The sequence below is a fragment of the Mycobacterium sp. NPDC050551 genome (genome assembly GCF_040674075.1).
Classification (GTDB): Bacteria; Actinomycetota; Actinomycetes; order Mycobacteriales; family Mycobacteriaceae; genus Mycobacterium.
In genome coordinates, this window is sequence record NZ_JBFARC010000001.1 from 508,301 (window position 1) to 528,673 (window position 20,373).

Annotated in this window: 22 protein-coding genes; 13 read left to right on the plus strand and 9 right to left on the minus strand. The window is 70.1% G+C overall.

Annotated elements, in window-relative coordinates; genetic code table 11:
- Positions 1-16 precede the first annotated feature (16 nt).
- The 10 genes from AB0K11_RS02430 to AB0K11_RS02475 all read left to right on the plus strand — a co-directional run bounded on the left by AB0K11_RS02430 (position 17) and on the right by AB0K11_RS02475 (position 8,947).
- A complete protein-coding gene (locus tag AB0K11_RS02430) occupies positions 17-874 on the plus strand; it encodes a shikimate dehydrogenase (RefSeq protein WP_364971851.1) in 858 nt (285 codons plus the stop codon).
- Positions 875-905: 31 nt separating this feature from the next.
- Positions 906-2,261 (plus strand): MFS transporter, encoded by a 1,356-nt coding sequence (locus AB0K11_RS02435; RefSeq protein WP_364971853.1) that lies wholly within the window; start codon positions 906-908, stop codon positions 2,259-2,261.
- 16 nt (positions 2,262-2,277) lie between these two features.
- Positions 2,278-3,075 (plus strand): protocatechuate 3,4-dioxygenase subunit beta, encoded by a 798-nt coding sequence (pcaH, locus tag AB0K11_RS02440; protein ID WP_364971854.1) that lies wholly within the window; start codon positions 2,278-2,280, stop codon positions 3,073-3,075.
- Entirely contained in the window at positions 3,072-3,629 is a 558-nt protein-coding gene (gene pcaG, locus AB0K11_RS02445; RefSeq protein ID WP_364971855.1) for a protocatechuate 3,4-dioxygenase subunit alpha, read from the plus strand. The genes pcaH and pcaG overlap by 4 nt, the downstream gene beginning before the upstream one ends.
- On the plus strand, positions 3,626-4,828 hold the full coding sequence (gene pcaB / locus AB0K11_RS02450) for a 3-carboxy-cis,cis-muconate cycloisomerase (RefSeq protein WP_364971857.1): 1,203 nt from the start codon (positions 3,626-3,628) through the stop codon (positions 4,826-4,828). Before pcaG ends, pcaB begins: the two co-directional genes overlap by 4 nt.
- Positions 4,825-6,063 carry a 4-carboxymuconolactone decarboxylase gene (pcaC, locus tag AB0K11_RS02455; protein WP_364971858.1) on the plus strand — a complete coding sequence of 413 codons (1,239 nt, stop codon included), beginning with the start codon at positions 4,825-4,827 and terminating at the stop codon, positions 6,061-6,063. The genes pcaB and pcaC overlap by 4 nt, the downstream gene beginning before the upstream one ends.
- Positions 6,060-6,755 (plus strand): 3-oxoacid CoA-transferase subunit A, encoded by a 696-nt coding sequence (locus AB0K11_RS02460; RefSeq protein ID WP_364971860.1) that lies wholly within the window; start codon positions 6,060-6,062, stop codon positions 6,753-6,755. The genes pcaC and AB0K11_RS02460 overlap by 4 nt, the downstream gene beginning before the upstream one ends.
- Positions 6,752-7,429 carry a 3-oxoacid CoA-transferase subunit B gene (locus AB0K11_RS02465; RefSeq protein ID WP_364971861.1) on the plus strand — a complete coding sequence of 226 codons (678 nt, stop codon included), beginning with the start codon at positions 6,752-6,754 and terminating at the stop codon, positions 7,427-7,429. Before AB0K11_RS02460 ends, AB0K11_RS02465 begins: the two co-directional genes overlap by 4 nt.
- 51 nt (positions 7,430-7,480) lie before the next feature.
- Positions 7,481-8,434: a diacylglycerol kinase family protein gene (locus tag AB0K11_RS02470; RefSeq protein ID WP_364971863.1), complete on the plus strand. Its 954-nt coding sequence runs from the start codon at positions 7,481-7,483 to the stop codon at positions 8,432-8,434.
- 258 nt (positions 8,435-8,692) lie between these two features.
- Positions 8,693-8,947, plus strand: coding sequence for a WhiB family transcriptional regulator (locus tag AB0K11_RS02475; protein ID WP_110319505.1), 255 nt, complete (start codon positions 8,693-8,695; stop codon positions 8,945-8,947).
- 118 nt (positions 8,948-9,065) lie between these two features.
- Here AB0K11_RS02475 and AB0K11_RS02480 read toward each other — a convergent pair whose 3' ends face one another.
- The 4 genes from AB0K11_RS02480 to AB0K11_RS02495 all read right to left on the minus strand — a co-directional run bounded on the left by AB0K11_RS02480 (position 9,066) and on the right by AB0K11_RS02495 (position 12,058).
- Positions 9,066-10,556 (minus strand): sensor histidine kinase, encoded by a 1,491-nt coding sequence (locus tag AB0K11_RS02480; RefSeq protein ID WP_364971866.1) that lies wholly within the window; start codon positions 10,554-10,556, stop codon positions 9,066-9,068.
- Positions 10,557-10,593: 37 nt separating this feature from the next.
- Positions 10,594-10,809: a biotin/lipoyl-binding carrier protein gene (locus tag AB0K11_RS02485; protein ID WP_264010909.1), complete on the minus strand. Its 216-nt coding sequence runs from the start codon at positions 10,807-10,809 to the stop codon at positions 10,594-10,596.
- A 311-nt stretch (positions 10,810-11,120) separates the two neighbouring features.
- On the minus strand, positions 11,121-11,429 hold the full coding sequence (gene rsrA / locus AB0K11_RS02490) for a mycothiol system anti-sigma-R factor (protein WP_364971867.1): 309 nt from the start codon (positions 11,427-11,429) through the stop codon (positions 11,121-11,123).
- Positions 11,426-12,058 carry a sigma-70 family RNA polymerase sigma factor gene (locus tag AB0K11_RS02495; RefSeq protein ID WP_364973651.1) on the minus strand — a complete coding sequence of 211 codons (633 nt, stop codon included), beginning with the start codon at positions 12,056-12,058 and terminating at the stop codon, positions 11,426-11,428. Before AB0K11_RS02495 ends, rsrA begins: the two co-directional genes overlap by 4 nt.
- Positions 12,059-12,279: 221 nt before the next feature.
- Here AB0K11_RS02495 and AB0K11_RS02500 point away from each other — a divergent pair, with 221 nt between their 5' ends.
- Together AB0K11_RS02500 and AB0K11_RS02505 are read left to right on the plus strand one after the other, a co-directional pair.
- Entirely contained in the window at positions 12,280-12,768 is a 489-nt protein-coding gene (locus AB0K11_RS02500; protein ID WP_364971869.1) for a YbaK/EbsC family protein, read from the plus strand.
- 21 nt (positions 12,769-12,789) lie between these two features.
- Complete coding sequence (locus AB0K11_RS02505) at positions 12,790-13,659, plus strand: NAD(P)-dependent oxidoreductase (protein ID WP_364971870.1); 870 nt, start codon at positions 12,790-12,792, stop codon at positions 13,657-13,659.
- Here the strand turns inward: AB0K11_RS02505 and AB0K11_RS02510 are convergent.
- Positions 13,656-14,375, minus strand: coding sequence for a DUF2071 domain-containing protein (locus AB0K11_RS02510; RefSeq protein WP_364971871.1), 720 nt, complete (start codon positions 14,373-14,375; stop codon positions 13,656-13,658). The two genes, AB0K11_RS02505 and AB0K11_RS02510, sit on opposite strands and share 4 nt — an antisense overlap.
- 66 nt (positions 14,376-14,441) lie before the next feature.
- On the opposite strand from AB0K11_RS02510, the gene AB0K11_RS02515 reads away from it, so the two are divergent.
- Complete coding sequence (locus AB0K11_RS02515; RefSeq protein ID WP_364971872.1) at positions 14,442-15,221, plus strand: methyltransferase domain-containing protein; 780 nt, start codon at positions 14,442-14,444, stop codon at positions 15,219-15,221.
- A 10-nt stretch (positions 15,222-15,231) separates the two neighbouring features.
- On the opposite strand, the gene AB0K11_RS02520 is transcribed toward AB0K11_RS02515, so the two are convergent.
- From AB0K11_RS02520 to AB0K11_RS02535, 4 genes are all read right to left on the minus strand, one after another.
- Positions 15,232-16,395: an NDMA-dependent alcohol dehydrogenase gene (locus AB0K11_RS02520; protein ID WP_364971873.1), complete on the minus strand. Its 1,164-nt coding sequence runs from the start codon at positions 16,393-16,395 to the stop codon at positions 15,232-15,234.
- On the minus strand, positions 16,392-17,939 hold the full coding sequence (locus tag AB0K11_RS02525) for an aldehyde dehydrogenase family protein (RefSeq protein WP_364971874.1): 1,548 nt from the start codon (positions 17,937-17,939) through the stop codon (positions 16,392-16,394). Before AB0K11_RS02525 ends, AB0K11_RS02520 begins: the two co-directional genes overlap by 4 nt.
- 80 nt (positions 17,940-18,019) lie before the next feature.
- Positions 18,020-19,486, minus strand: a complete 1,467-nt coding sequence (locus AB0K11_RS02530) for a methyltransferase (RefSeq protein WP_364973653.1) — start codon at positions 19,484-19,486, stop codon at positions 18,020-18,022.
- Positions 19,487-19,542: 56 nt separating this feature from the next.
- Complete coding sequence (locus tag AB0K11_RS02535) at positions 19,543-20,295, minus strand: SOS response-associated peptidase (protein ID WP_364971875.1); 753 nt, start codon at positions 20,293-20,295, stop codon at positions 19,543-19,545.
- Between the last annotated feature and the right edge of the window lie 78 nt (positions 20,296-20,373).

The following is a 20,373-nucleotide window of genomic DNA, read 5'->3' on the forward strand; positions in this document are numbered from 1 at the left end:
ACATTGAGGAGACGGCATGAGCCACGACGCCTACCTGGTCGGTCTGGTCGGGACCGGCGTCGGCCCGTCACTGACGCCGAAGTTGCACATGCGCGAAGCCCACGAACAGGGCATCGACTACGTGTACCGCACCATCGACCTGAACTCGGCCGGCATCGCGGCCGAGCGGATCGGCGAGGTCCTCGCGTGGGCGCGCGCCATGGGCTACAACGCGCTCAACATCACCCACCCGTGCAAACAGCTGGTGATGGAGCACCTCGACCACGTCGACGAGCTGGCGGCCTCCGTGGCCGCGGTGAACACCGTGGTCTTCGCCGAGCACGGAGACATCGGATACAACACCGACACCACCGGCTTCGCGATCGGATTCGACGAAGGCCTGCCGGAGGCGCCGAGGACCTCGGTGGTGATGATCGGCGCGGGCGGGGCCGGCGCGGCCGTCGGTGACGCACTGCTGCGACTCGGCGCCGAGCACCTCGCGGTGGTCGACGCCGACCTCGACCGCGCGACCGCCCTCGCACATCAGCTCGGCGCCCGCCATGCCGAGGCCCGCGTGGACGCCTCGACGCCGGACAAGCTGTCGGTGCTGCTGCCCGCCGCCGACGGCCTGGTGCACTGCACTCCCACCGGTATGGCCGAACACCCGGGACTGCCCTTGACCGCCGACCTGCTGCACCCGCGGCTCTGGGTCGCCGACATCGTGTACCGGCCGCTGGACACCGAGCTGCTCGCCGCCGCACGACAGGCGGGCTGCCGCACGCTCGACGGCGGCCACATGGCCGTGCACCAGGCCACCGAGGCCTTCGCCCTGATCACCGGCGTCACCCCCGACGCCGACCGGATGTCCCGACACTTCCGCAGCCTTGTCGGCTGACCAACCACCGCCCGACCGAACAGGAGAAGTCATGAGCCGCACGACCATCGCCGAATCAGACAGCGGCGGAGCTGCGTCACCGCGACGAACGCCCGGCCGCGCCGCCGTCGCCAGCTTCATGGGCAGCGCCGTCGAGTACTACGACTTCTTCGTCTTCGGCACCGCCGCCGCGCTGATCTTCCCGAAGGTGTTCTTCCCGTCGGGCGACGACGCCGCCCTGGTGCTGTCGTTCGCGACCTTCGGCGTCGCCTACGTCGCACGGCCGGTGGGCGCCTTCGTCCTCGGCCACTTCGGTGACCGCCTCGGCCGACGCAACGTGCTGATGTTCACCCTCGTGCTGATGGGGGTGTCCACTTTCGCGATCGGCTGCCTGCCCACCTTCGCCATGGCCGGCTGGCTCGCGCCGGGACTGCTCGTGCTGTGCCGGTTGCTCCAGGGCTTCTCCGCCGCGGGCGAACAGGCCGGCGCGAGCTCGCTGACCCTGGAACACTCCCCCGACAACCGGCGCGCGTTCTTCACCTCGTGGACGCTCACCGGAACCCAAGGCGGCCTCATCCTCGCTCAGCTCGTGATGCTGCCCTTCGTCTCACTGCCCGACGACGCCGAGATGTCGTGGGGCTGGCGGGTTCCGTTCTGGCTCAGCGCGATCGTCGTGGTGGTGGCCTACTTCATCCGCCGCCGGCTGCACGAGACCCCGGAGTTCGACGAAGCGAAGGCCACCGGCGCCATCGCCCGGATGCCGCTCAAGCCACTGATGCAGAACCACTGGAGAGACGTCATCCGGGTGGTGCTCTGCGCGTTCATCGCCGCCGTGTCGACGGTGTTCGGCACCCTGGCCATCGCATACGGCAAGAAGGTGGGCCTCGACGCCGGCATCACACTGTGGCTGGTCGTCGTCGCCAACGTGGTCGCGCTGTTCACCCAGCCGCTGTTCGGCATGCTCGCCGACCGGATCGGCCGCAAGCCGGTCTTCATCTACGGTGCGCTGTCGTCGGCCGCACTGATGCCCTTCTACATGCTGTCGATGAGCAACGACAACACGCTGCTGACCTTCGCCCTGGCCGTCGCCACGTTCTCGTTCGGATACGCCGCCGCCAACGCCGTGTGGCCGTCGTTCTACGGCGAGATGTTCAGCACCCAGGTCCGTTTCTCCGGCATGGCGATCGGCACCCAGATCGGTTTCCTCCTGGCAGGATTCGCCCCGACCATCGTCACCGCGCTCGGCGGTGTCCGGGAGGGCGGCTGGGTGGTCATCAGCATCTTCACCGCCGTCGTCTGCCTCATCGCCGCGGTGGCGGCGACGACCGCACGCGAGACGAAGGACGTGCCGACCGAACTGCTGGGCACCGGGGCGCCCCACTCGCCCAAGACACTTGTCAACGGCTGAGCGGCGGGAGGTGACCGTGGAGAACGCCATCGCCGTGGGCGATCTCGCGCCGGACAACGCACTGCGCAGCCAGCACGAGATCAGTGCCGAAATCGCCTCGATCGCCGGCGAATACGATCGCACGGGTGTGGAGGAGTACCAGCCCCGGCTGACCTACCCGCCGTACCGCAGCAGCCGGCTGCGGCATCCGCACGGTTCGCTGCACACCACCGACCCGGAGGCCGTCGAGCTGAGCGGCCCCTGCTTCGGGAATCGCGACGTTCATCCACTGGAGGCGGACCTGACGATCCAGCACGCCGGCCAACCGATCGGCGAGCGGGCGGTGGTCACCGGCCGCGTCGTCGACGGCGACGGCAGACCGATCCGGCACCAGCTCGTCGAGATCTGGCAGGCCAACGCCGCGGGCCGGTACCTGCACAAGCGCGACCAGCACCCCGCGCCGCTGGATCCGAACTTCACCGGCGTCGGACGCTGCCTGACCGACGGCGACGGCTGGTACCGCTTCACCACCATCAAGCCCGGCCCGTACCCGTGGCGTAACCACCACAACGCGTGGCGGCCCGCGCACATCCACTTCTCGCTGTTCGGAACACAATTCACCCAGCGGATGATCACCCAGATGTACTTCCCCGGCGATCCGCTGTTCGCGTTGGACCCGATCTACCAGTCGATCACCGACCGGAAGGCCCGCGACCGTCTTGTCGCCGCCTACGACCACGACGTGACCACTCACGAATGGGCCACCGGCTACCGGTGGGACATCGTGCTGACCGGCGCCGCACAGACGCCGGTGGAAGGGAACGGCAGCCGATGACCGTGGCACCGACGCCGGGGCAGACGATCGGCCCGTTCTTCGGCTACGCGCTGCCGTACCCCGGCTCTGACGAACTGGTGCGGCCGGGCACGCCGGGCGCGATCCGGCTGCACGGGCAGGTGACCGACGGCGCAGGAGACCCGGTACCGGACGCGCTGCTCGAGATCTGGCAGGCGGGCGCCGATGGAGTGGTGCCCTCGGCCACCGGCTCGCTGCACCGCGACGGCTGGACCTTCACCGGCTGGGGACGGGCGAGCACCGACGACGACGGTCACTACTCCTTCACCACGGTGGAACCCGGTGTGCCACAACCGGACACGGCCGCCTTCTTCGCCGTCACGGTGTTTGCACGCGGACTGCTGAACCGGCTGTTCACCAGGATCTACGTACCCGGTCCGGCATTGGCCGGCGACCGGCTGCTGGCCTCGCTGGACGCGCAGCGGCGGCAGACACTCGTCGCCCGCCGGGACGCGGCTGGGCTGCGTTTCGACATCCGGCTGCAGGGCGGTGCGGACGAGACGGTGTTCCTGCGCTTCCCGGGGCACCGACCATGAGTGACCTGCTGTCGCCCGGCGACGGCCGCGCCGGTGACCTGTTCGGTGACCGGGCGTTCCTGGCCGCCATGATCGCCGTGGAACGGGCCTGGCTCGATGCTCTCGTCGACACCGCGGTGGCCCCGGCCGCCGCGCGCGCCGACCTCGGCGCGGTCGTGTCCCCCACTGACATCGACACCCTCGCCGAGGGCGCCGAGCGCGACGGCAATCCGGTGACCGGCCTGGTCGCCATGCTGCGTGAACGCACCGGCGGCCAGACCGCCCGTTGGCTGCACCGCGGGCTCACCAGTCAGGACGTCGTCGACACCGCGCTGATGCTGTGCGCACGCGCCACGCTGGCCGCCGTCGACGACGAGATGTGCATGCAGATCGCGCAACTCGCGCGCCTGACCGAGACGCACCGCCACGCGCCGATGCTCGCCCGCACGCTCACCCAGGCAGCGCTGCCCAGCACGATCGGCATGAAGACGGCGCACTGGCTCGGCGGAGTGCTGGACGCGGCGGACACTCTCGGCGGCCTGCCCCCGCTACCGGTGCAGGCCGGCGGCGCCGTCGGAACCATGGCCGCGGCAACCGAACTCACCGGATCGGCCGACGCCGCGCTCGGCCTGTCGAACGCGATGGCCGAGGCGCTCGGCCTGGCGCCGGCCATGCCGTGGCACACCACCCGGTCGATCGTCACCCGCATCGGCGACGCCCTGGTGACGTGTTGCGACGCCTGGGGACACATCGCCACCGACGTCGCGACCGGCAGCCGTCCCGAGATCGGTGAGTTCACCGAGGGGCAGGCGGGCGGCTCGTCGACCATGCCGCACAAGCGCAACCCGGTGATGTCGGTGCTCATCCGCAGCACGGCACTGACCGCGCCGTCCCTGGCCGCCGCACTGCACGTCGCGTCGGCTTCGAGTGTCGACGAACGGGCCGACGGGGCCTGGCACGCGGAGTGGGGCACCCTGCGCACGCTCAGCAGGCGCACCGCGGCCGCCGCGGGCCAGACCACCACGCTGCTGACCGGACTACAGGTCGACACCGACCGGGCTGCGGCGAATCTGACTGCGGCCGAAGGTCTCTCGGCCGAGCAGCGGTCGATAGCGGAATTGACCGGCCGCCCCGTCGCCGCAACGTACACCGGTGCGGCCGACCTGTTGATCGAGTCCGTGCTGGCGCGGGCCCGCCGGCACCTCGAGGCACCGTCATGACCGGCCCGCGTCTGGTCGCCACCGACTTCGGCGGACCGGCGGCCGGCCCCCTACTGGTCCTCGGGCCGTCACTCGGCACGTCCGCGCAATCCCTGTGGGGACCGGCCGCTCGACACCTGATCGACCACTTCCGGGTGGTGGCATGGGATCTGCCCGGCCACGGCCACAGCCCGGCGGCCTCGCCGTTCGACGTCGGCGACCTCGCCGCGGCGGTGCTCACGCTCGCCGACGAGTTCCCTGCGGCGGGCCGGTTCCACTACGCCGGCGACTCACTCGGCGGCGCGGTCGGCCTGCAGCTGCTGCTGGCAGCGCCCGATCGGGTGGCCTCGGCGACGCTGATCTGCACCGGCGCCGTGATCGGCACGGCCGCGGGGTGGCAAGAGCGCGCCGCCACGGTTCGCGCGTCGGGAGTCGACGCGGTGGTCGACGCCTCGTCCCAACGCTGGTTCGCCCCCGGCTTCCTCGACCGGCATCCCGATCTTGCTGCGGCACTGCTGAACGCGCTACATACCACCGATGCCGAATCGTATGCGCTGGCCTGCGAGGCGCTTGCCGCGTTCGACGTGAGCGCGCGCCTCGCGGAGATCACCGCGCCGGTCCTCGCGATCGCGGGCAGCGACGACGTGCCGACGCCGCCGCAGGATCTGCGACGGATAGCCGACGGCGTCGCCGACGGCCGACTCGTGGTGCTGCCCGGCGTCGGTCACCTCGCACCCGCCGAAGCCCCGCAACGGGTCGCCGAACTCGTCGTCGAGCACGCCCACCGGCACCGGCCCGGGGTGATTTCGGCGCGCTCGCGATCGCTGAGCGATGGTGAGCGCGCCGAAATCACCCGCCATGACGCCGGGATGGCCGTCCGGCGGCAGGTGCTCGGTGACGACCACGTCGACCGCGCGCAGGCGCAGACCACCCCGTTCAGCGCCGACTTCCAGACGCTGATCACCGAATACGCCTGGGGCAGCATCTGGACCCGCCCCGGCCTCGACCGGCGCAGCCGTTCACTGATCACGCTGACCGCACTCGTCGCCCGTGGTCATCACGAGGAGTTGGCCTTGCACCTGCGGGCAGCCCGGCGCAACGGCCTGAGCGACGACGAGATCAAGGAACTGCTGCTGCAGACGGCCGTCTACTGCGGGGTGCCCGACGCGAACACGGCGTTCCGCATCGCCGGCCGGGTGCTCGCCGAGGACAGCCGAGACCACCCCGCCCGAGACTCCGAGGAGGACCCGTCGTGAGCCGCACCCAGATCCACACCACTGCCGAGCAGGCGGTCGCCGGGATCGCCGACGGGGCAACGGTGCTCGTCGGCGGATTCGGCATGGCCGGCATGCCGACCACCTTGATCGACGCGCTGATCGACCAGGGCGCCGGTGACCTGACGATCGTCAGCAACAACGCAGGCAACGGCGACACCGGCCTGGCCGCACTGCTGGCGGCGGGCAGGGTACGCAAGGTCATCTGCTCGTTCCCCCGCCAGGCGGACTCCTACGTCTTCGACCGCCTGTACCGCGCCGGCGAGGTCGACCTCGAAGTGGTGCCGCAGGGCAATCTCGCCGAACGCATCCGTGCCGCGGGCGCCGGGATCGGCGCGTTCTTCTGCCCGACCGGGGTCGGCACACCGCTGACCGAGGGCAAGGAGGCACGCACCATCGACGGTCGCGATTACGTCCTGGAATACCCGATTCGGGGTGACGTCGCCCTCATCGCCGCGCATGTCGGCGACCGTGCCGGAAATCTGGTGTTCCGCAAGACCGCGCGCAATTTCGGCCCCGTGATGGCCACCGCCGCCGAGATGACCGTCGTGGAGGTGTCCCGGGTGGTGGAGGCCGGTGAACTCGACCCCGAATGTGTGGTCACCCCTGGCATCTTCGTCGACCGCATCCTCGATCTGTCGGCAGCACAGCATGATTCGGAGGTGGCGGTGTGACGACCATCGGCAGTGACACCGTCGAGCGCCTCGACCGCGACCCGCTCGACCGCGACGAGATCGCCGCGCTGATCGCGCGCGACATCCCCGCCGAGTCCTACGTCAACCTCGGGATCGGGCTGCCGACCCGGGTGGCCGAGCACCTGTCACCGGCGGACGGCGTGGTGCTGCACACCGAGAACGGGATGCTCGGCATGGGCGGCGTCGCGGTCGGCGACGCCGTCGACCCCGACCTGACCAACGCCGGGAAGATCCCGGTCACCGAGACCCCGGGGGCGTCCTACTTCCACCACGCCGATTCGTTCGCGATGATGCGCGGCGGCCATCTGGACGTCTGCGTGCTGGGCGCCTACCAGGTCAGCCACCACGGCGATCTGGCGAATTGGCACACCGGCGCACCCGACGCGATCCCGGCGGTCGGCGGGGCCATGGACCTCGCCATCGGCGCCAAGCAGATCTTCGTGATGATGAATCTCTTCACCAAGGACGGCGCGGCCAAACTCGTGCCGGCGTGTGCCTACCCGCTCACCGGCAGGCGCTGCGTGAACCGGGTCTACACCGACCTGGCGATCTTCGAACTGGACCGCACCGGGGAGCGCCCGGTGCGGGTGGTCGAGACGTTCGGCATCGGCGTGGCGGACCTCGGCGACCGGCTGGGTGTCCGTCTGCGCTGACCGTCCGTACCGGCGGCGCAGCCATGCCGCTCTTGGCTAGGCTTTGGCCTCGTGCGCGCCGTGCTGATCGTCAACCCCAATGCGACGTCGACCACCCCCGCCGCGCGCGACCTGCTCGCCCACGCGGTGGAGAGCCGGGTCGAGCTGGTGGTCGTGCACACCGACCACCGCGGCCACGCGATCGAGATCGCCCGCGACGCGGCCCGCGACGAGGTCGACGTGCTGATCGTGCACGGCGGTGACGGCACGGTGAACGAGGTGGTCAACGGCGTGCTGTCGGAACGCAGTCCCGGCCTGCCGGCCCCCGCGGTCGGCGTGGTGCCCGGCGGGTCGGCCAATGTCTTCGCCCGGGCGCTCGGCATCAGCCCCGACCCCACCGAGGCCACCAATCAACTCGTCGACCTGCTCGGCGACTACCGCCGCGACGGCCGATGGCGGCGCATCGGGGTGATGGACTGCGGCGAACGCTGGGCGGTGTTCACCGCGGGCATGGGGGTGGACGGGGACGTCGTGGCCGCTGTCGAGGCGCAGCGGGCCAAGGGACGTGCGGTGACCGCGTCGCGCTACATCCGCGTCGCGGTGCGCGAGATGCTGGCCAGCGCCCGCAGGGAACCCTCGCTGACGCTGCACCTGCCCGACGCCGAACCGGTGTCGGGCGTGCACTTCGCCTTCGTGTCGAACTCCAGCCCGTGGACCTATGCCAACACCCGCCCGGTGTGGACCAACCCGGACACCTCGTTCGAGACCGGTCTCGGCGTCTTCGCCGTCACCAGCATGAACGTATGGGCCAATCTGCGGCTGGTGCGGCGGATGCTGTCCCGCACGCCCCGCATCGAGGCACGCCATCTGCTGCGCGACGACGATGTGGCGTGGTTGCGGGTGACCGCCGACGTCCCGGTGGCCTGTCAGATCGACGGAGATTACGCCGGACTGCGCGAAACGATGACCTTCACGTCGGTCCCGGACGCTCTCGCCGTGGTGGCACCACCCGTCACAACGCTCTGACCTGGGAGTATGGTGCGCGCCCGAAGAATTCAGGGCGCAGATGGGTTGAGTGTAGTACACATGGGTAAGCGCTCCGGTAACACGGTGCCGGAGTGAGATAGCACACGTGTTAACGCAGTTCTCTTGACATCTGTTCAGCCTGTGAAAACATCGGATGCAACAGTGCAGAAACATTTCGTGTGCACGCGTTAACAGCCGAAGAAAAGCTCGTGCGTTTTGCTGCGCATACAAGCTAGTGACTGATGAGGAGTTAGAACTATGGATTGGCGCCACAAGGCGGTCTGTCGCGACGAGGATCCCGAGCTGTTCTTCCCCGTGGGGAACAGTGGTCCCGCGCTTGCTCAGATCGCTGACGCGAAGCTGGTCTGCAACCGCTGCCCCGTCACCACCGATTGCCTGACCTGGGCATTGGATTCCGGCCAGGACGCCGGCGTGTGGGGCGGGATGAGCGAGGACGAGCGTCGCGCGCTCAAGCGGCGCAATGCCCGCACCAAGGCCCGCAGCGGGGTCTGACGACCGGTCAGAACCGCGCGAGCGACGGCCCCGACGACAGCGTCGGGGCCGTCACTTTTTCCCAAGCACTTTCCTGTCAATTCGCTGAGCGAATTTCGTTTTCTGGCTGTGACGTCCGTTACTGCGGGAGCCTCGTTCGACGCCCCAGCGGCACCCGCAGCACCACGTCGGTGCCGCCGGTGGGGACGTCGTGCATCCCCAGCGACCCGTCCAGTTCGGCCGACACCAGGGTGCGCACGATCTGCAGACCGAGCCGGTCGGACTTCTCCAGGCTGAACCCGTCGGGCAGCCCGCGCCCGTCGTCGTGCACCACCACGTCGAGCCAGCGCGCCGAGCGCTCGGCGCGGATCGTCACGCAGCCGTGGGCGGTGCCGTCGTCGAAGGCGTGCTCGATGGCGTTCTGCACCAGCTCGGTGATCACCATGATCAGCGCGGTGGCCCGGTCCGCGTCGAGCACGCCGAGGTCGCCGACGCGGTTGATGCGGATCGGGGTGTCCACGGTGGCCACGTCGTTCATGATCGGCAGGATCCGGTCGACGACCTCGTCGAGGTTCACCTCCTCGTCCACCGACATCGACAACGCGTCGTGCACCAGGGCGATCGACGACACCCGGCGCACCGACTCCAGCAGCGCCTCGCGGCCCTCGGCGTTGTTGGTGCGCCTGGCCTGCAGCCGCAGCAGCGCCGCGACCGTCTGCAGGTTGTTCTTGACGCGGTGGTGGATCTCCCGGATGGTCGCGTCCTTGGACAGCAGCGCCCGGTCGCGGCGTTTGACCTCGGTGACGTCCCGGATCAGCACCGCGGCGCCGACGGCCTCGCCGTGCGCCACCAGCGGCAGGGTGCGCAGCAGAACCGCGGCCCCACCCGCGTCGACCTCCATGCGCATGCTGGAGCCGCCGGCGAGCGAGTCGCGGATGTGATCGGCCAGTTCCTGGGCCTCGAACGGGTCGGAGATGAGCGGGCGGGTGATCGCCACCAGGTTCTGCCCCTCGAGTTCCGACGTCAGCGCCATCCGGTGATACGCCGAGATCGCGTTGGGGCTGGCGAACACCACCGTGCCCGCGCCGTCCAGCCTGATGAAGCCGTCGCCCACCCGCGGGCTGGAACGCGACATCGCGAGGTCACCGACGTTCGGGAAAGTGCCTTCGGAGAGCATGTGCAGCAGGTCCGCGGCGCAGTCGAGGTACGCGCTCTCCAGTGGGCTCGCCGTGCGCCTCGCGGCCAGCGCTGTCTGATGGGTCAGCACCGCGACCACCTTGCCGTCCCAGCGCACCGGAACCGCCTCGACGTTCAGGCCGGGTGAGTCCTGTTGCGTCGCTTCGTCTTCTGTGACGATGACACCGGTGTCGAACGCGGAGCGCACCACCGGTAGCCGCTGGTCGTCCGAGAGCGTGCCCACCGCGTCGGCGAGCAGCACCGTGGGCGCGGTGTTGGGCCGCACCTGCGCGACGCACACCAGGACGCCGTCGTCGCGGCCCACCCACATGAGGTAGTCGGCGAAGGACAGGTCCGCCAGCAGCTGCCACTCGCCGACCAGGGCGTGCAGATGGTCGACGGCATTGCCGGGCAGCATCGTGTGCTCGGCGAGCAGGTCACCGAGTGTGGACATCGAGCATCATGTCGGGCGGTCGGGTACCGGGGAGTGGCTAGCCGATGACCGCGATGAGATGACCGGCCTGGATGACGTCGCCTTCGCTGACGTTGACCTTGGTGACCGTGCCTGCGACCTCGGCGAGCACCGGGATCTCCATCTTCATGGACTCCAGCAGCACCAGGGTGTCGCCCTCGCCGATCTGATCACCTTCGTGGACCACGACCTCGAGCACACTGGCCACGATTTCGGCGCGAACGTCCTCGGCCATCTTCACCCCACTCACTCTCGGTTTCGCGCCTCTATCGAACCACAACCCCGCGTGGCCGGAGCATTCGCCGGGCCGTGAGACAATGGCGTGGTGCCGCCCGTGGGACGCGGGCCGGAAGTACCGAAGACCGTACGGAGGAACAGCCATGGCCAAGCGTGGCCGCAAGAAGCGCGACCGGAAGCACACGAAGGCGAATCACGGGAAGCGACCCAACGCCGGCTCGAAGTCGGTGCGCTAGCCCCACCGTCGACCGAAACGCCCGCCCGTCCTGCAGGACGGGCGGGCGTTCGTCGTGACTGGGCAGGCGCCGTTCAGCCGCCTCGGATGATCGTGGTGCGGCTGATCTCGATCCGCAACCGCTCGCGCAGCCGGTCGGGCGCTTTCTCGCCGCTGCACTTGGTGGCGATCAAGTGCTTCACCCGCTCCTCCACGCCGTAGTGGCGCAGGCAGGCGGGGCACTCCTCGAGGTGGTGCTGGAGCTTGTCGCGGGTCTCCGCGGTGCACTCACCGTCGAGCAGCGTCCACACCTCGGCGATCACCGCCGCACACTCGGGGTGTTCGGGGTCGACAGGGCCCACCGGCGGGGTCCAGCGTTCGTCGTCGCGTGGCTGGTCGGTCATGACGGCACCTCCTCGGGCGCCTGCTCGGCCCGGATGAATCCGCGGTCGCGGGCGACATCGCCCAGCAGGTCACGCAGTTGCTTGCGACCCCGGTGCAACCGGGACATCACGGTACCGATCGGCGTATCCATGATCTCGGCGATCTCCTTGTACGGGAATCCCTCGACGTCGGCGTAGTACACCGCCATCCGGAAATCCTCCGGCAACGCCTGTAGCGCCGCTTTGATCTCGGTGTCGGGCAGCGCCTCGAGCGCCTCCACCTCGGCCGACCGCAGCCCCGTCGACGAGTGCTCGGCGTTGGCCGCCAGCTGCCAGTCGGTGATCTCCTCCGTCGGGTACTCCGCCGGCTGACGCTGCTTCTTGCGGTAGCTGTTGATGTAGGTGTTGGTCAGGATGCGGTAGAGCCACGCCTTGAGATTGGTGCCCTCGCGGAACGACCGGAAGCCGGAGTACGCCTTGACCATGGTCTCCTGGAGCAGGTCCTCGGCGTCGGCGGGATTGCGGGTCATCCGCAGCGCACCGCCGTAGAGCTGGTCGAGCAGTGGGATCGCGTCCCTCTCGAACCGGGCGGTCAGCTCGGCATCGGTCTCGGTCGATCTCTCGGGCGCTGAGCCGTCGACGTCGGTCATCAGGGTCGACACCGTCCCTTCTGTCGCGGCGCCGCCGAACAAGCCCGGCAGATCCACCGGACGTTCCAGGCAAACCGTTGGCACCGTAAGTCCCCTCCTTCGGAGATCCTAGTGGCTGCTCCCGACAACCGACTGACCGCTGCATCAGCAGGCGGAACTGCAGTCAACAACAGCAGACCCGATGGGACTTGTTCCCCGACCGCCGGCACTACCCTGGGCCGGTGGCACGAGCGGCGACCCCGGCGATCGCGGCGCTGCTCGCCGCGGGCGTCCCGCACGAAGTGTTGCGTTACGCCCACGACGCCCGCGCCGAGTCCTTCGGTGAGGAGGCGGTCGCCGCGCTGGCCTCGGACACGGGCGTGCAGCCCGACCAGGTGCTCAAGACGCTGATCGTCGCGGCGCCCGCCGGCCTGGCGGTCGCGGTGCTGCCGGTGCCGGCGAAGCTCTCGCTCAAGGCGGCGGCCGCGGCGCTCGGCGTCCCCAAGGTGGCGATGGCCGAGCGGGCGGCGGCCGAACGGTCGACCGGATATGTGCTCGGCGGCATCTCACCGTTCGGGCAGCGCAGACCGTTGCCGACGGTGGTCGACGCCTCGGCGCTGCGCTGGGGCCGGGTGCTGTGCAGCGCGGGCAAGCGCGGGTGGGACGTCGCGGTGGCGCCGGCCGATCTGGTGCGGCTCACCGATGCGGTCACCGCCGACATCAGAGCCTGACGCCGGGCATATGGTGACCCCATGGCAGCCACGCCCCTCTCCGGGAAGACCATGTTCATCTCCGGCGCCAGCCGCGGCATCGGTCTGGCGATCGCCAAGCGCGCCGCCGCCGACGGCGCGAACGTGGCGCTGATCGCCAAGACCGCCGAACCCCACCCCAAGCTCGAAGGCACGGTGTACACCGCGGCCAAGGAGATCGAGGAAGCCGGCGGGCAGGCACTGCCGATCGTCGGCGACATCCGTGACGGCGACTCGGTGGCCGCGGCGGTGGCGCAGGCCGTCGAACGGTTCGGCGGGATCGACATCTGTGTCAACAACGCCTCGGCGATCAATCTGGGCTCGGTCGAGGAGGTGCCGCTCAAGCGATTCGACCTGATGAACGGCATCCAGGTGCGCGGCACCTATGCGGTGTCGCAGGCCTGCATCCCGCACATGAAGGGCCGGGAGAACCCGCACATTCTCACGCTGTCACCGCCGATCCGGCTGGAGCAGCAGTGGCTCACCCCCACCGCATACATGATGGCGAAGTTCGGAATGACGTTGTGCGCGTTGGGGATCGCCGAGGAGTTGCGCGACGAGGGCATCGCGTCCAACACGCTGTGGCCCCGCACCATGGTGGCCACGGCCGCGGTGCAGAACCTGCTCGGCGGTGACGAGGCGATGGCCAGGGCCCGCAAGCCCGAGGTCTACTCCGACGCGGCGTACGCGATCCTGACCAGGCCCGCGCGGGAGTTCACCGGCCAGAGCCTGCTGTGCGAGGACGTGCTGCTCGACTCCGGGGTCACCGATCTGTCGGTGTACGACTGCGTGCCCGGCTCAGACCTGGGCGTCGACCTGTGGGTGGACACCCCCAACCCACCCGGGTACTCGGCCCCTGGGAATCGGATCTAGGTCACCCTGCTCGGCCGCCCGAACCGGGCGTGGACCCCCGCCGAGTACAGCGCACGCAGCGGCTCACCCGCAGTCGTGACGCCCGCCGCGGACACCAGGTCGTCGTCGAGTGCGACGACGTCCGCGTCGTGCAGGGGCCAGGTCACGTGTTCGTTGGGGAACCACCACGTCCGGCCCGCCTTGCGGGTGTGCGCGCCCCAGCGGGCGGTCAGCCAGACCTCCAGCGGCGTCGGCTCCACCCTGTCGCCGATGTCGACCGTCAACGCGCTGCGCAGACCGCGGCGGGGCCACCGGCGCACGCTCGAATAGGCCAGGCGACGGCCGGATCGGACGACGCGCATCTTCGCCCACGTGTAAGGCACGCCGAGACCGATCCGCGTCACCGGCACCACCGCGGCGCGTTGCGTCTCCAGTGAGCGGAACAGCACTCCGTGGCGGCCCGCGTCGTCGACGGAGTAGAGCCGGACGTTGGTCTCGGCGAACGTCCCGAAGTACCCCAACGGCACCGCGGCGCCCACCCTGGTGTGGCGCATCACGAATGGCACCAGTCCCACATAGGTGAGGCCGTCGTCGAACACGTCCGGGCGGGTGCCCGCGGGGTAGAGGTGCGCGACGGTGCGCGGGTCGACCGGCCAGTGCACAAAGGTGAGCTCCGACCAGAACTGGTCGAAGAACACCGGGCGGGGCAACACCGGCGCCGACACGCGAAAGGTCACGGCGCACCTCTCGCTGGCCGGCGACCGGCACCACTGTTCACCCCGTCATCGTGGCACGCTGGTGCGGTGTCTTCGCCGACGATGTGGTCTGCCGGCCGCTACGAAGCCGTTGCCCGACGGATCGCCCACATCGCCGGGGAGGTGATCGACGCCGTCGAACGGCGACGCCCACTGGCCGGGACCGCGCTGCTCGACCTGGCCTGCGGGACAGGCAACGCGGCGCTGACGGCCGCCGCCCGCGGCGCGCAGGTGACCGGTGTCGACATCACTCCCGATCTCATCGCCATCGCCAGCCGGCACGACGGCGATGCCGCCGTGGACTGGCGGACCGGCGACGCGTCCGACACGGGACTGCCTGCCGCGTCGTTCGACGCCGTGGTGTCCAACATGGGGATCATCTTCGTCGAGCCCGACCGCCAGGTCGCCGAGGTCGACCGGGTGCTCCGCGGCGGCGGCGTGTTCGCGTTCTCGTCGTGGGTGCGCGACACGCACAACCCACTGTTCGACCCGGTGGTCGAGGTGCTCGGACCGCCCGCGCGGTCGGGGTTCTCGCCCGATCAGTGGGGCGACCCGGACACCATCACCGACCGCCTCGCACCCGGCTACGACGCCATCGACATCCGGCGGTCGCGGCACAGCTGGGAATTCGAGTCACTCAGCGCGGCAATGCATTTCCTGCGTGAGGAGTCGCCGATGCACGTCGAGACGTTCCGTCGCGTCGACGGCGCGCAGGCCGAGCGGCTGGCCGCGGCGTTCGAGGCCGCGCTGCGCGAGCACGTCGACGCCTCGGGCACGGTGACGTTCACCTCGCCCTACGTCGTGGTGAGCGCCCTGCGGCGGACGTGACCCGGGGGGCTCAGCCGAATTCGATGACTCCGCGGATGATCCGGCCGTCCCGCAGGTCGGTGTACGCCTCGTTGATCTGATCGAGCCGGTATCGCCGCGTGACGAGCTCGTCCAGCTTGAGGTGTCCGCTGCGGTACATCGACAACAGCATCGGCGTACTGGCATGTGCGTTCATCCCGCCGTAGAGCGCGCCCTGTAACCGCTTGTGCGACATGGTCATCTCGGTCAGCAGCAACGGCACCATCATCTCGTTGCTCGGCACGATCCCGGTGAGCACGCACGTGCCGCCCTTGCGGGTCAGCATCATCGCCGGCATGAGTAGGTCCGGATGCACTACGCCTGCGGTGATCACCACCCGGTCGGCCATCACGCCCCTGGTCAGTTCCTGGACGAGCGGGTAGGCCTCCTCGACCGAGGCCGCGGTATGGGTGGCGCCGAAGGTCGGCGCCGACTCCCGCTTGAACGCAACGGGATCCACTCCGACGACGATCCGTGCGCCGACGGCCCTGGCGCCCTGCAGTGCGTTCATCCCGACTCCGCCGGTACCGATGACCACGACGGTGTCCCCCACCTCGGTGCCTGCCGACACCGTCGCCGAGCCCCAGCCGGTGTTCACCCCGCACGACACCAGCGCCGCCGCATGCAGTGGGATGTCGTCGTCGATCTTCACCAGCGACTGCTCGGCGGTGACCGCGTATTCGGCGAACGTGCCCAGCTGCCCGACGGTCATCAGGTCCTCGTCGCCGAGGTGGCGGCGCGACGTGCCGTCGGTGACCATCTCCTTGGAGTAGGTGCCCGCCCCGAGATCGCACAGGTAGGTCTGGCCCGACGCACACCACCGGCACGACCCGCAGGAGGGCACGAAGGCCACGGCCACCCGATCGCCCGGCCGCACCGACGTCACCCCGGGCCCGATCTCGGCGACGACGCCTGCGCCCTCATGCCCTCCGATCAGCGGGTAGAAATCCGGGACCGGCAGCCCCGCCGCCGTGAGCATCGCGGCCATCTCCGGCGTCGGCACGACGTCGCCGGTGACGAAGTGGTCGTCGGAGTGACACAGCCCGGCGGCGCCCATCTCGACCAGCACCTCGCCCGCCTTCGGCGGGTCCAGCTCGATGTCGAGGATCTCCCAGTCCTTGCCCACCCCCTGCAGGACGGCGGCCCGGCACTTCACCGGTCCGACCTCGGGGCGGCGAATCCGAACCGTCGCCCCCCACGGGCGGCCGCGGCGCGGACCATGCCGAAGGCGAAGCGGCTCCGGCGCCGGGAGACCGGATACCAGATCAGCTCCTTCTTCGGCGTCGGCACCCGCGGTGTCGTGATCGCTTGTGGGCGGCAGTATTTGAGCACACCGGCAGCTCCGCCGTAGCGGGCGCCGACGCCGGAGTTCTTCCAGCCGCCCATCGGCACCGCATAGGAGAAGACGTTGGACAGTGCGTCGTTGATGTTGACCGCCCCCGTGTCGAGACGGCGCGCGATGCGTTCACCGCGCTCGAGGTCGGCGGTCCACACCGTCGCCGACAGCCCGTAAGGCGAGTCGTTGGCGAGGCGGACGGCCTCGTCCTCGTCGGCGACCTTCATCACCGGCAGGGTCGGTCCGAACGTCTCCTCGGTCATGCACGCCATCGAGTGGTCGACGTCCACGAGCACGGTCGGCTCGAAGAAGGTGCCGACACCGGTCGGCTTTCCGCCGGTGAGCACCCGCGCGCCCGCGGCCACCGCGGAGTCGACGTGGCGCGCCACGATGTCGCGCTGCGCCTCGGTGGCCAGGGCGCCCACGTCGAAGCGGTATCCGCGGTCGTCCTCACCCTGACGCAGACCGCTCACCGTCTGCGCGAGCCGGGAGACGAAGGCGTCGTACACCGGCGCCTCGACATAGACGCGCTCGACCGAGACGCACACCTGCCCGCTGTTGAACAGGCCGCCCCAGGCGATGCCGTTGGCCGCCCGCTCGAGGTCCGCGTCGGCCAGCACGAGTGCGGGGTCCTTACCGCCGAGCTCGAGGCTGAAGGGCAGCAGGCGTTCGGCGCACGCGACGGCGACCTTGCGTCCGGTCGCGGTCGAGCCGGTGAACTGGAGATAGTCGACGTTGTCGATCAGCGCGGCACCGGTCTCACCGAGTCCGGTACAGACGGCGAGCACCGGCGGCGCACCGACCTCGGCCCAGCCGCGGGCGAGCTCGACGGCCGACAGCGGCGTCACCTCCGACGGCTTGAGCAGCACGGCGGCACCTGCGGCCAGCGCGGGCACCATGTCCATCCCGGGCATCACGAGGGGAAAGTTCCATGGCGTGATGACGCCGACCACCGGATACGGGCGGTACACGGTGGTCAGCTTCTTGGTGATGGTCAACGGGTTGAGCGACGCCGGCCGCTCGTCGGCGAGGAACCGATCGGCATGCCCGCTCCAGTAGTTCAGCGAGTCGGCCACACAGGTCGGCTCGGCGCTCGCGTCCGCGCGGGTCTTTCCGGTCTCGGACTGCAGGACGTCGGCGAGCCGCTCGGCGTTGTCGAGGACCCACTCCTGGAAGGCGAGCAGCCAGCGTCTGCGCCCGCGCGGACCCATCGCCTCCCACTCGGGCTGGGCCGCGCGGAGCTCGCGCGCCCGGGCGGCGACGGACTCGGCGGAGTGAATCGGCACCGTGCCGACGGTGCGGCCGTTGGCGGGGTTGCGTACGTCGATGACGGCGACATCGGGCCTCGAAGCAAGATCAGTCATGTGAAGAGCATCACACCGCGGCCTAGCCGCCGACAGCTCTTCGACTACGTCAATTCGAGGGCTTTTGCCTGCGCAATCACTCAGCGCGCCTGATGGAGGATCCCGCGGCCGACCGCCTCCCGCACCACCGGTAGAGCGGCCGTCGCGAGGGCATCGGCCTCGACACCGTGGAAGGCGGCGAGCAGCTCGATCAGCGTGCCGAGCGGCACCTCGCCGCGGCAGCCCGCCAGCAGTGCCCGGGACACCTCGTCGACCCCGATCACCGCGGCAGGCCCGCCGGGCCGGCGCACCGCGGCGCCGATCACCTGCCAGCCGTCCGGACCGGGCAGCGAGTGCTCCTCGAGGAGCACCGGCGCGGTCGACAGCCGGGCCGCCAGCAGCTGTTCGTCGGTGGTGTCGTGCAGGTATTCGCGGCGGGCGAAGAACGCCTCCACCTCGGGGCCGGTGAGCGCCTCGTCGGCGCCGGTGATCTCCTCGAGCACGTGGTCGGGCGGGCGGCGCTCACCGGACCGCGGCGCCCGCAGCGTGATCATCCCCATGCCGATTCCCGCGATGCCCTCGTCGTCGAACCAGTCCAGCCACTGCCCGCCGCGGCGTGCGGCGTCGTCGGGCGGTTCGCCGGCATCCGACGTCCAGAGCGACACATAGCTGACCGGGTCGGCGAATTCGCGCTGCACCACCCAGGCGTGCAGGCCGGTGCCGGCCAGCCAACCGCGCACCCGGTCGCGCCATGTGCCGCCCTCGCCGCCGCGTCGCACGATCCAGTTGGCCATGATCTGGGCGGTGCCGCCCGGCTCGAGGTGATCGCCGGCCTGTTCGACGAGGGTGCGGCACAACGCGTCACCGGCCATCCCGGAATCGCGGTACTGGTAATCGAGCGTCCCCGTGCCCACCACGAACGGCGGATTGGACACGATCAGGTCGAAGCGCTCACCGTCCACCGGTTCGAACATGCTGCCCTGCCGCAGATCCCAGGACATGCCGTTGAGGCGGGCCGTCGCCGCGGCCACGGCGAGCGCCCGCGCATTGGTGTCGGTGGCGACGACGGCATCGCAGTGCGCGTCGAGGTGCAGCGCCTGGATGCCGCACCCGGTGCCGAGATCGAGAGCCCGTCCGACGGGTGCGCGGATCACCGCGTGCGCCAGTGACACCGACGCGCCGCCGATGCCGAGGACATGGTCATGCCGCACCGGCCCCGGGCGCAGCGCTGCGTCCAGGTCGGAGACCACCAGGAAATCGCGGACGCCGTCACCGTGCGGGCGGACGTCCAGCGCGGCCCGCAGCGATCCGTGCGGCGTGAGCTCGAGCACGCCGTCGTCGAACAGCGCATCCACGCCCGCGGTGGGCAGCGCGAACGCGACGCGGTCGACGGGTTCGTCGGCGCCGAGCAGGAACAGCCGCACCAGCACGGCGAGCCGACGCCGGTCCGGCGCGGCCCGGTCGGTGGCGCGCAGCGCGGACCACCACAGTCCCCGGCTGAACGCCGCGCCGGCGTCGCCGCCGAGCAGGTCGGTCACCCCGTCGGTGGTGTAGCCCGCGGCACGCATGTCCGCCGCGAGGGCGTCGACGACGGCGGTGTGGCGCAGTGGGCCTGCGGACCCCGTCAAAGCAGCGTCGCCTGCTCGGGTTCCGGCTTGGCGGGTTCGATCAGCTCCGGGCCGTTGTTGCGGACGCTGTTGACCAGACGGGACACCTCCCGGATCTCGATGCGGTCGAGGTCGCCGTGGCCGCGCAGCAGCCCCTCGTCGATCGGGGTGTCCGGGTCGAGCCAGCGGTCCCAGTCGGCGCGGCTGATGGTCAGCGGCATCCGGTCGTGGATCTCGGCCAGCGGGCCTGCCGCGTCGGTGGTGATGATGGTGCAGCTGAGCAAGGGGGGTGCGTCCTTGGGCGCCTCCTTCGGCCGCCAGGTGGACCACAGCCCCGCCATGTACAGCAGCTCGCCGTCACCGCCGTACATGTAGAACGGCGTCTTCGCGCCCTTCTCCCCCCGCCACTCGTACCAGCCGTCCATCGGCACCAGACAGCGCTTGTTCTTCGCCGAGTTCCGGAACGCCGGCGAACTGCTCACCTTCTCCGACCGCGCGTTGATCAGCAGCGGGCCCTTGTTGTCGGGGGCGCCGTCCTCGGTGGTCTTCACCCATGGCGGGATCAGGCCCCAGCGCATCAGACGGACCCGCCGCGTCGACTCGTCCTCGGGTTCGGTGTGCCGCTTGACGACGGTGCTGATGGTGGTGGTCGGCGCCACGTTGAAGTTCGGGCCGACCGAGCCCTTGGCGGCCGTCGTCGCCTCGTCGATCGCCTCGATCTTCTGGGCCAGCAGCGCGGGATCGGTGGTCACGGCGAATCGTCCACACATGCCATCGATAGTGGCAGAAGACGCCGACAGCAGGGTCGGGAGAAGGGGATCCGAGCCGCAGTGGTGCGGGCGGGCCTT

Coding starts and splice junctions, on each gene's coding strand:
- AB0K11_RS02430 (WP_364971851.1), top strand. CDS start 17: ATGAGCCACGACGCCTACCTGGTCGGTCTGGTCGGGACCGGCGTCGGC.
- AB0K11_RS02435 (WP_364971853.1), top strand. CDS start 906: ATGAGCCGCACGACCATCGCCGAATCAGACAGCGGCGGAGCTGCGTCA.
- pcaG (WP_364971855.1), top strand. CDS start 3,072: ATGACCGTGGCACCGACGCCGGGGCAGACGATCGGCCCGTTCTTCGGC.
- pcaB (WP_364971857.1), top strand. CDS start 3,626: ATGAGTGACCTGCTGTCGCCCGGCGACGGCCGCGCCGGTGACCTGTTC.
- pcaC (WP_364971858.1), top strand. CDS start 4,825: ATGACCGGCCCGCGTCTGGTCGCCACCGACTTCGGCGGACCGGCGGCC.
- AB0K11_RS02475 (WP_110319505.1), top strand. CDS start 8,693: ATGGATTGGCGCCACAAGGCGGTCTGTCGCGACGAGGATCCCGAGCTG.
- AB0K11_RS02480 (WP_364971866.1), bottom strand. CDS start 10,556: ATGTCCACACTCGGTGACCTGCTCGCCGAGCACACGATGCTGCCCGGC.
- AB0K11_RS02485 (WP_264010909.1), bottom strand. CDS start 10,809: ATGGCCGAGGACGTTCGCGCCGAAATCGTGGCCAGTGTGCTCGAGGTC.
- rsrA (WP_364971867.1), bottom strand. CDS start 11,429: ATGACCGACCAGCCACGCGACGACGAACGCTGGACCCCGCCGGTGGGC.
- AB0K11_RS02495 (WP_364973651.1), bottom strand. CDS start 12,058: ATGACCGACGTCGACGGCTCAGCGCCCGAGAGATCGACCGAGACCGAT.
- AB0K11_RS02505 (WP_364971870.1), top strand. CDS start 12,790: ATGGCAGCCACGCCCCTCTCCGGGAAGACCATGTTCATCTCCGGCGCC.
- AB0K11_RS02525 (WP_364971874.1), bottom strand. CDS start 17,939: ATGACTGATCTTGCTTCGAGGCCCGATGTCGCCGTCATCGACGTACGC.
- AB0K11_RS02530 (WP_364973653.1), bottom strand. CDS start 19,486: ATGCGTGCCGCGGGCTACACCACCGACGGGGTGACCGACCTGCTCGGC.
- AB0K11_RS02535 (WP_364971875.1), bottom strand. CDS start 20,295: ATGTGTGGACGATTCGCCGTGACCACCGATCCCGCGCTGCTGGCCCAG.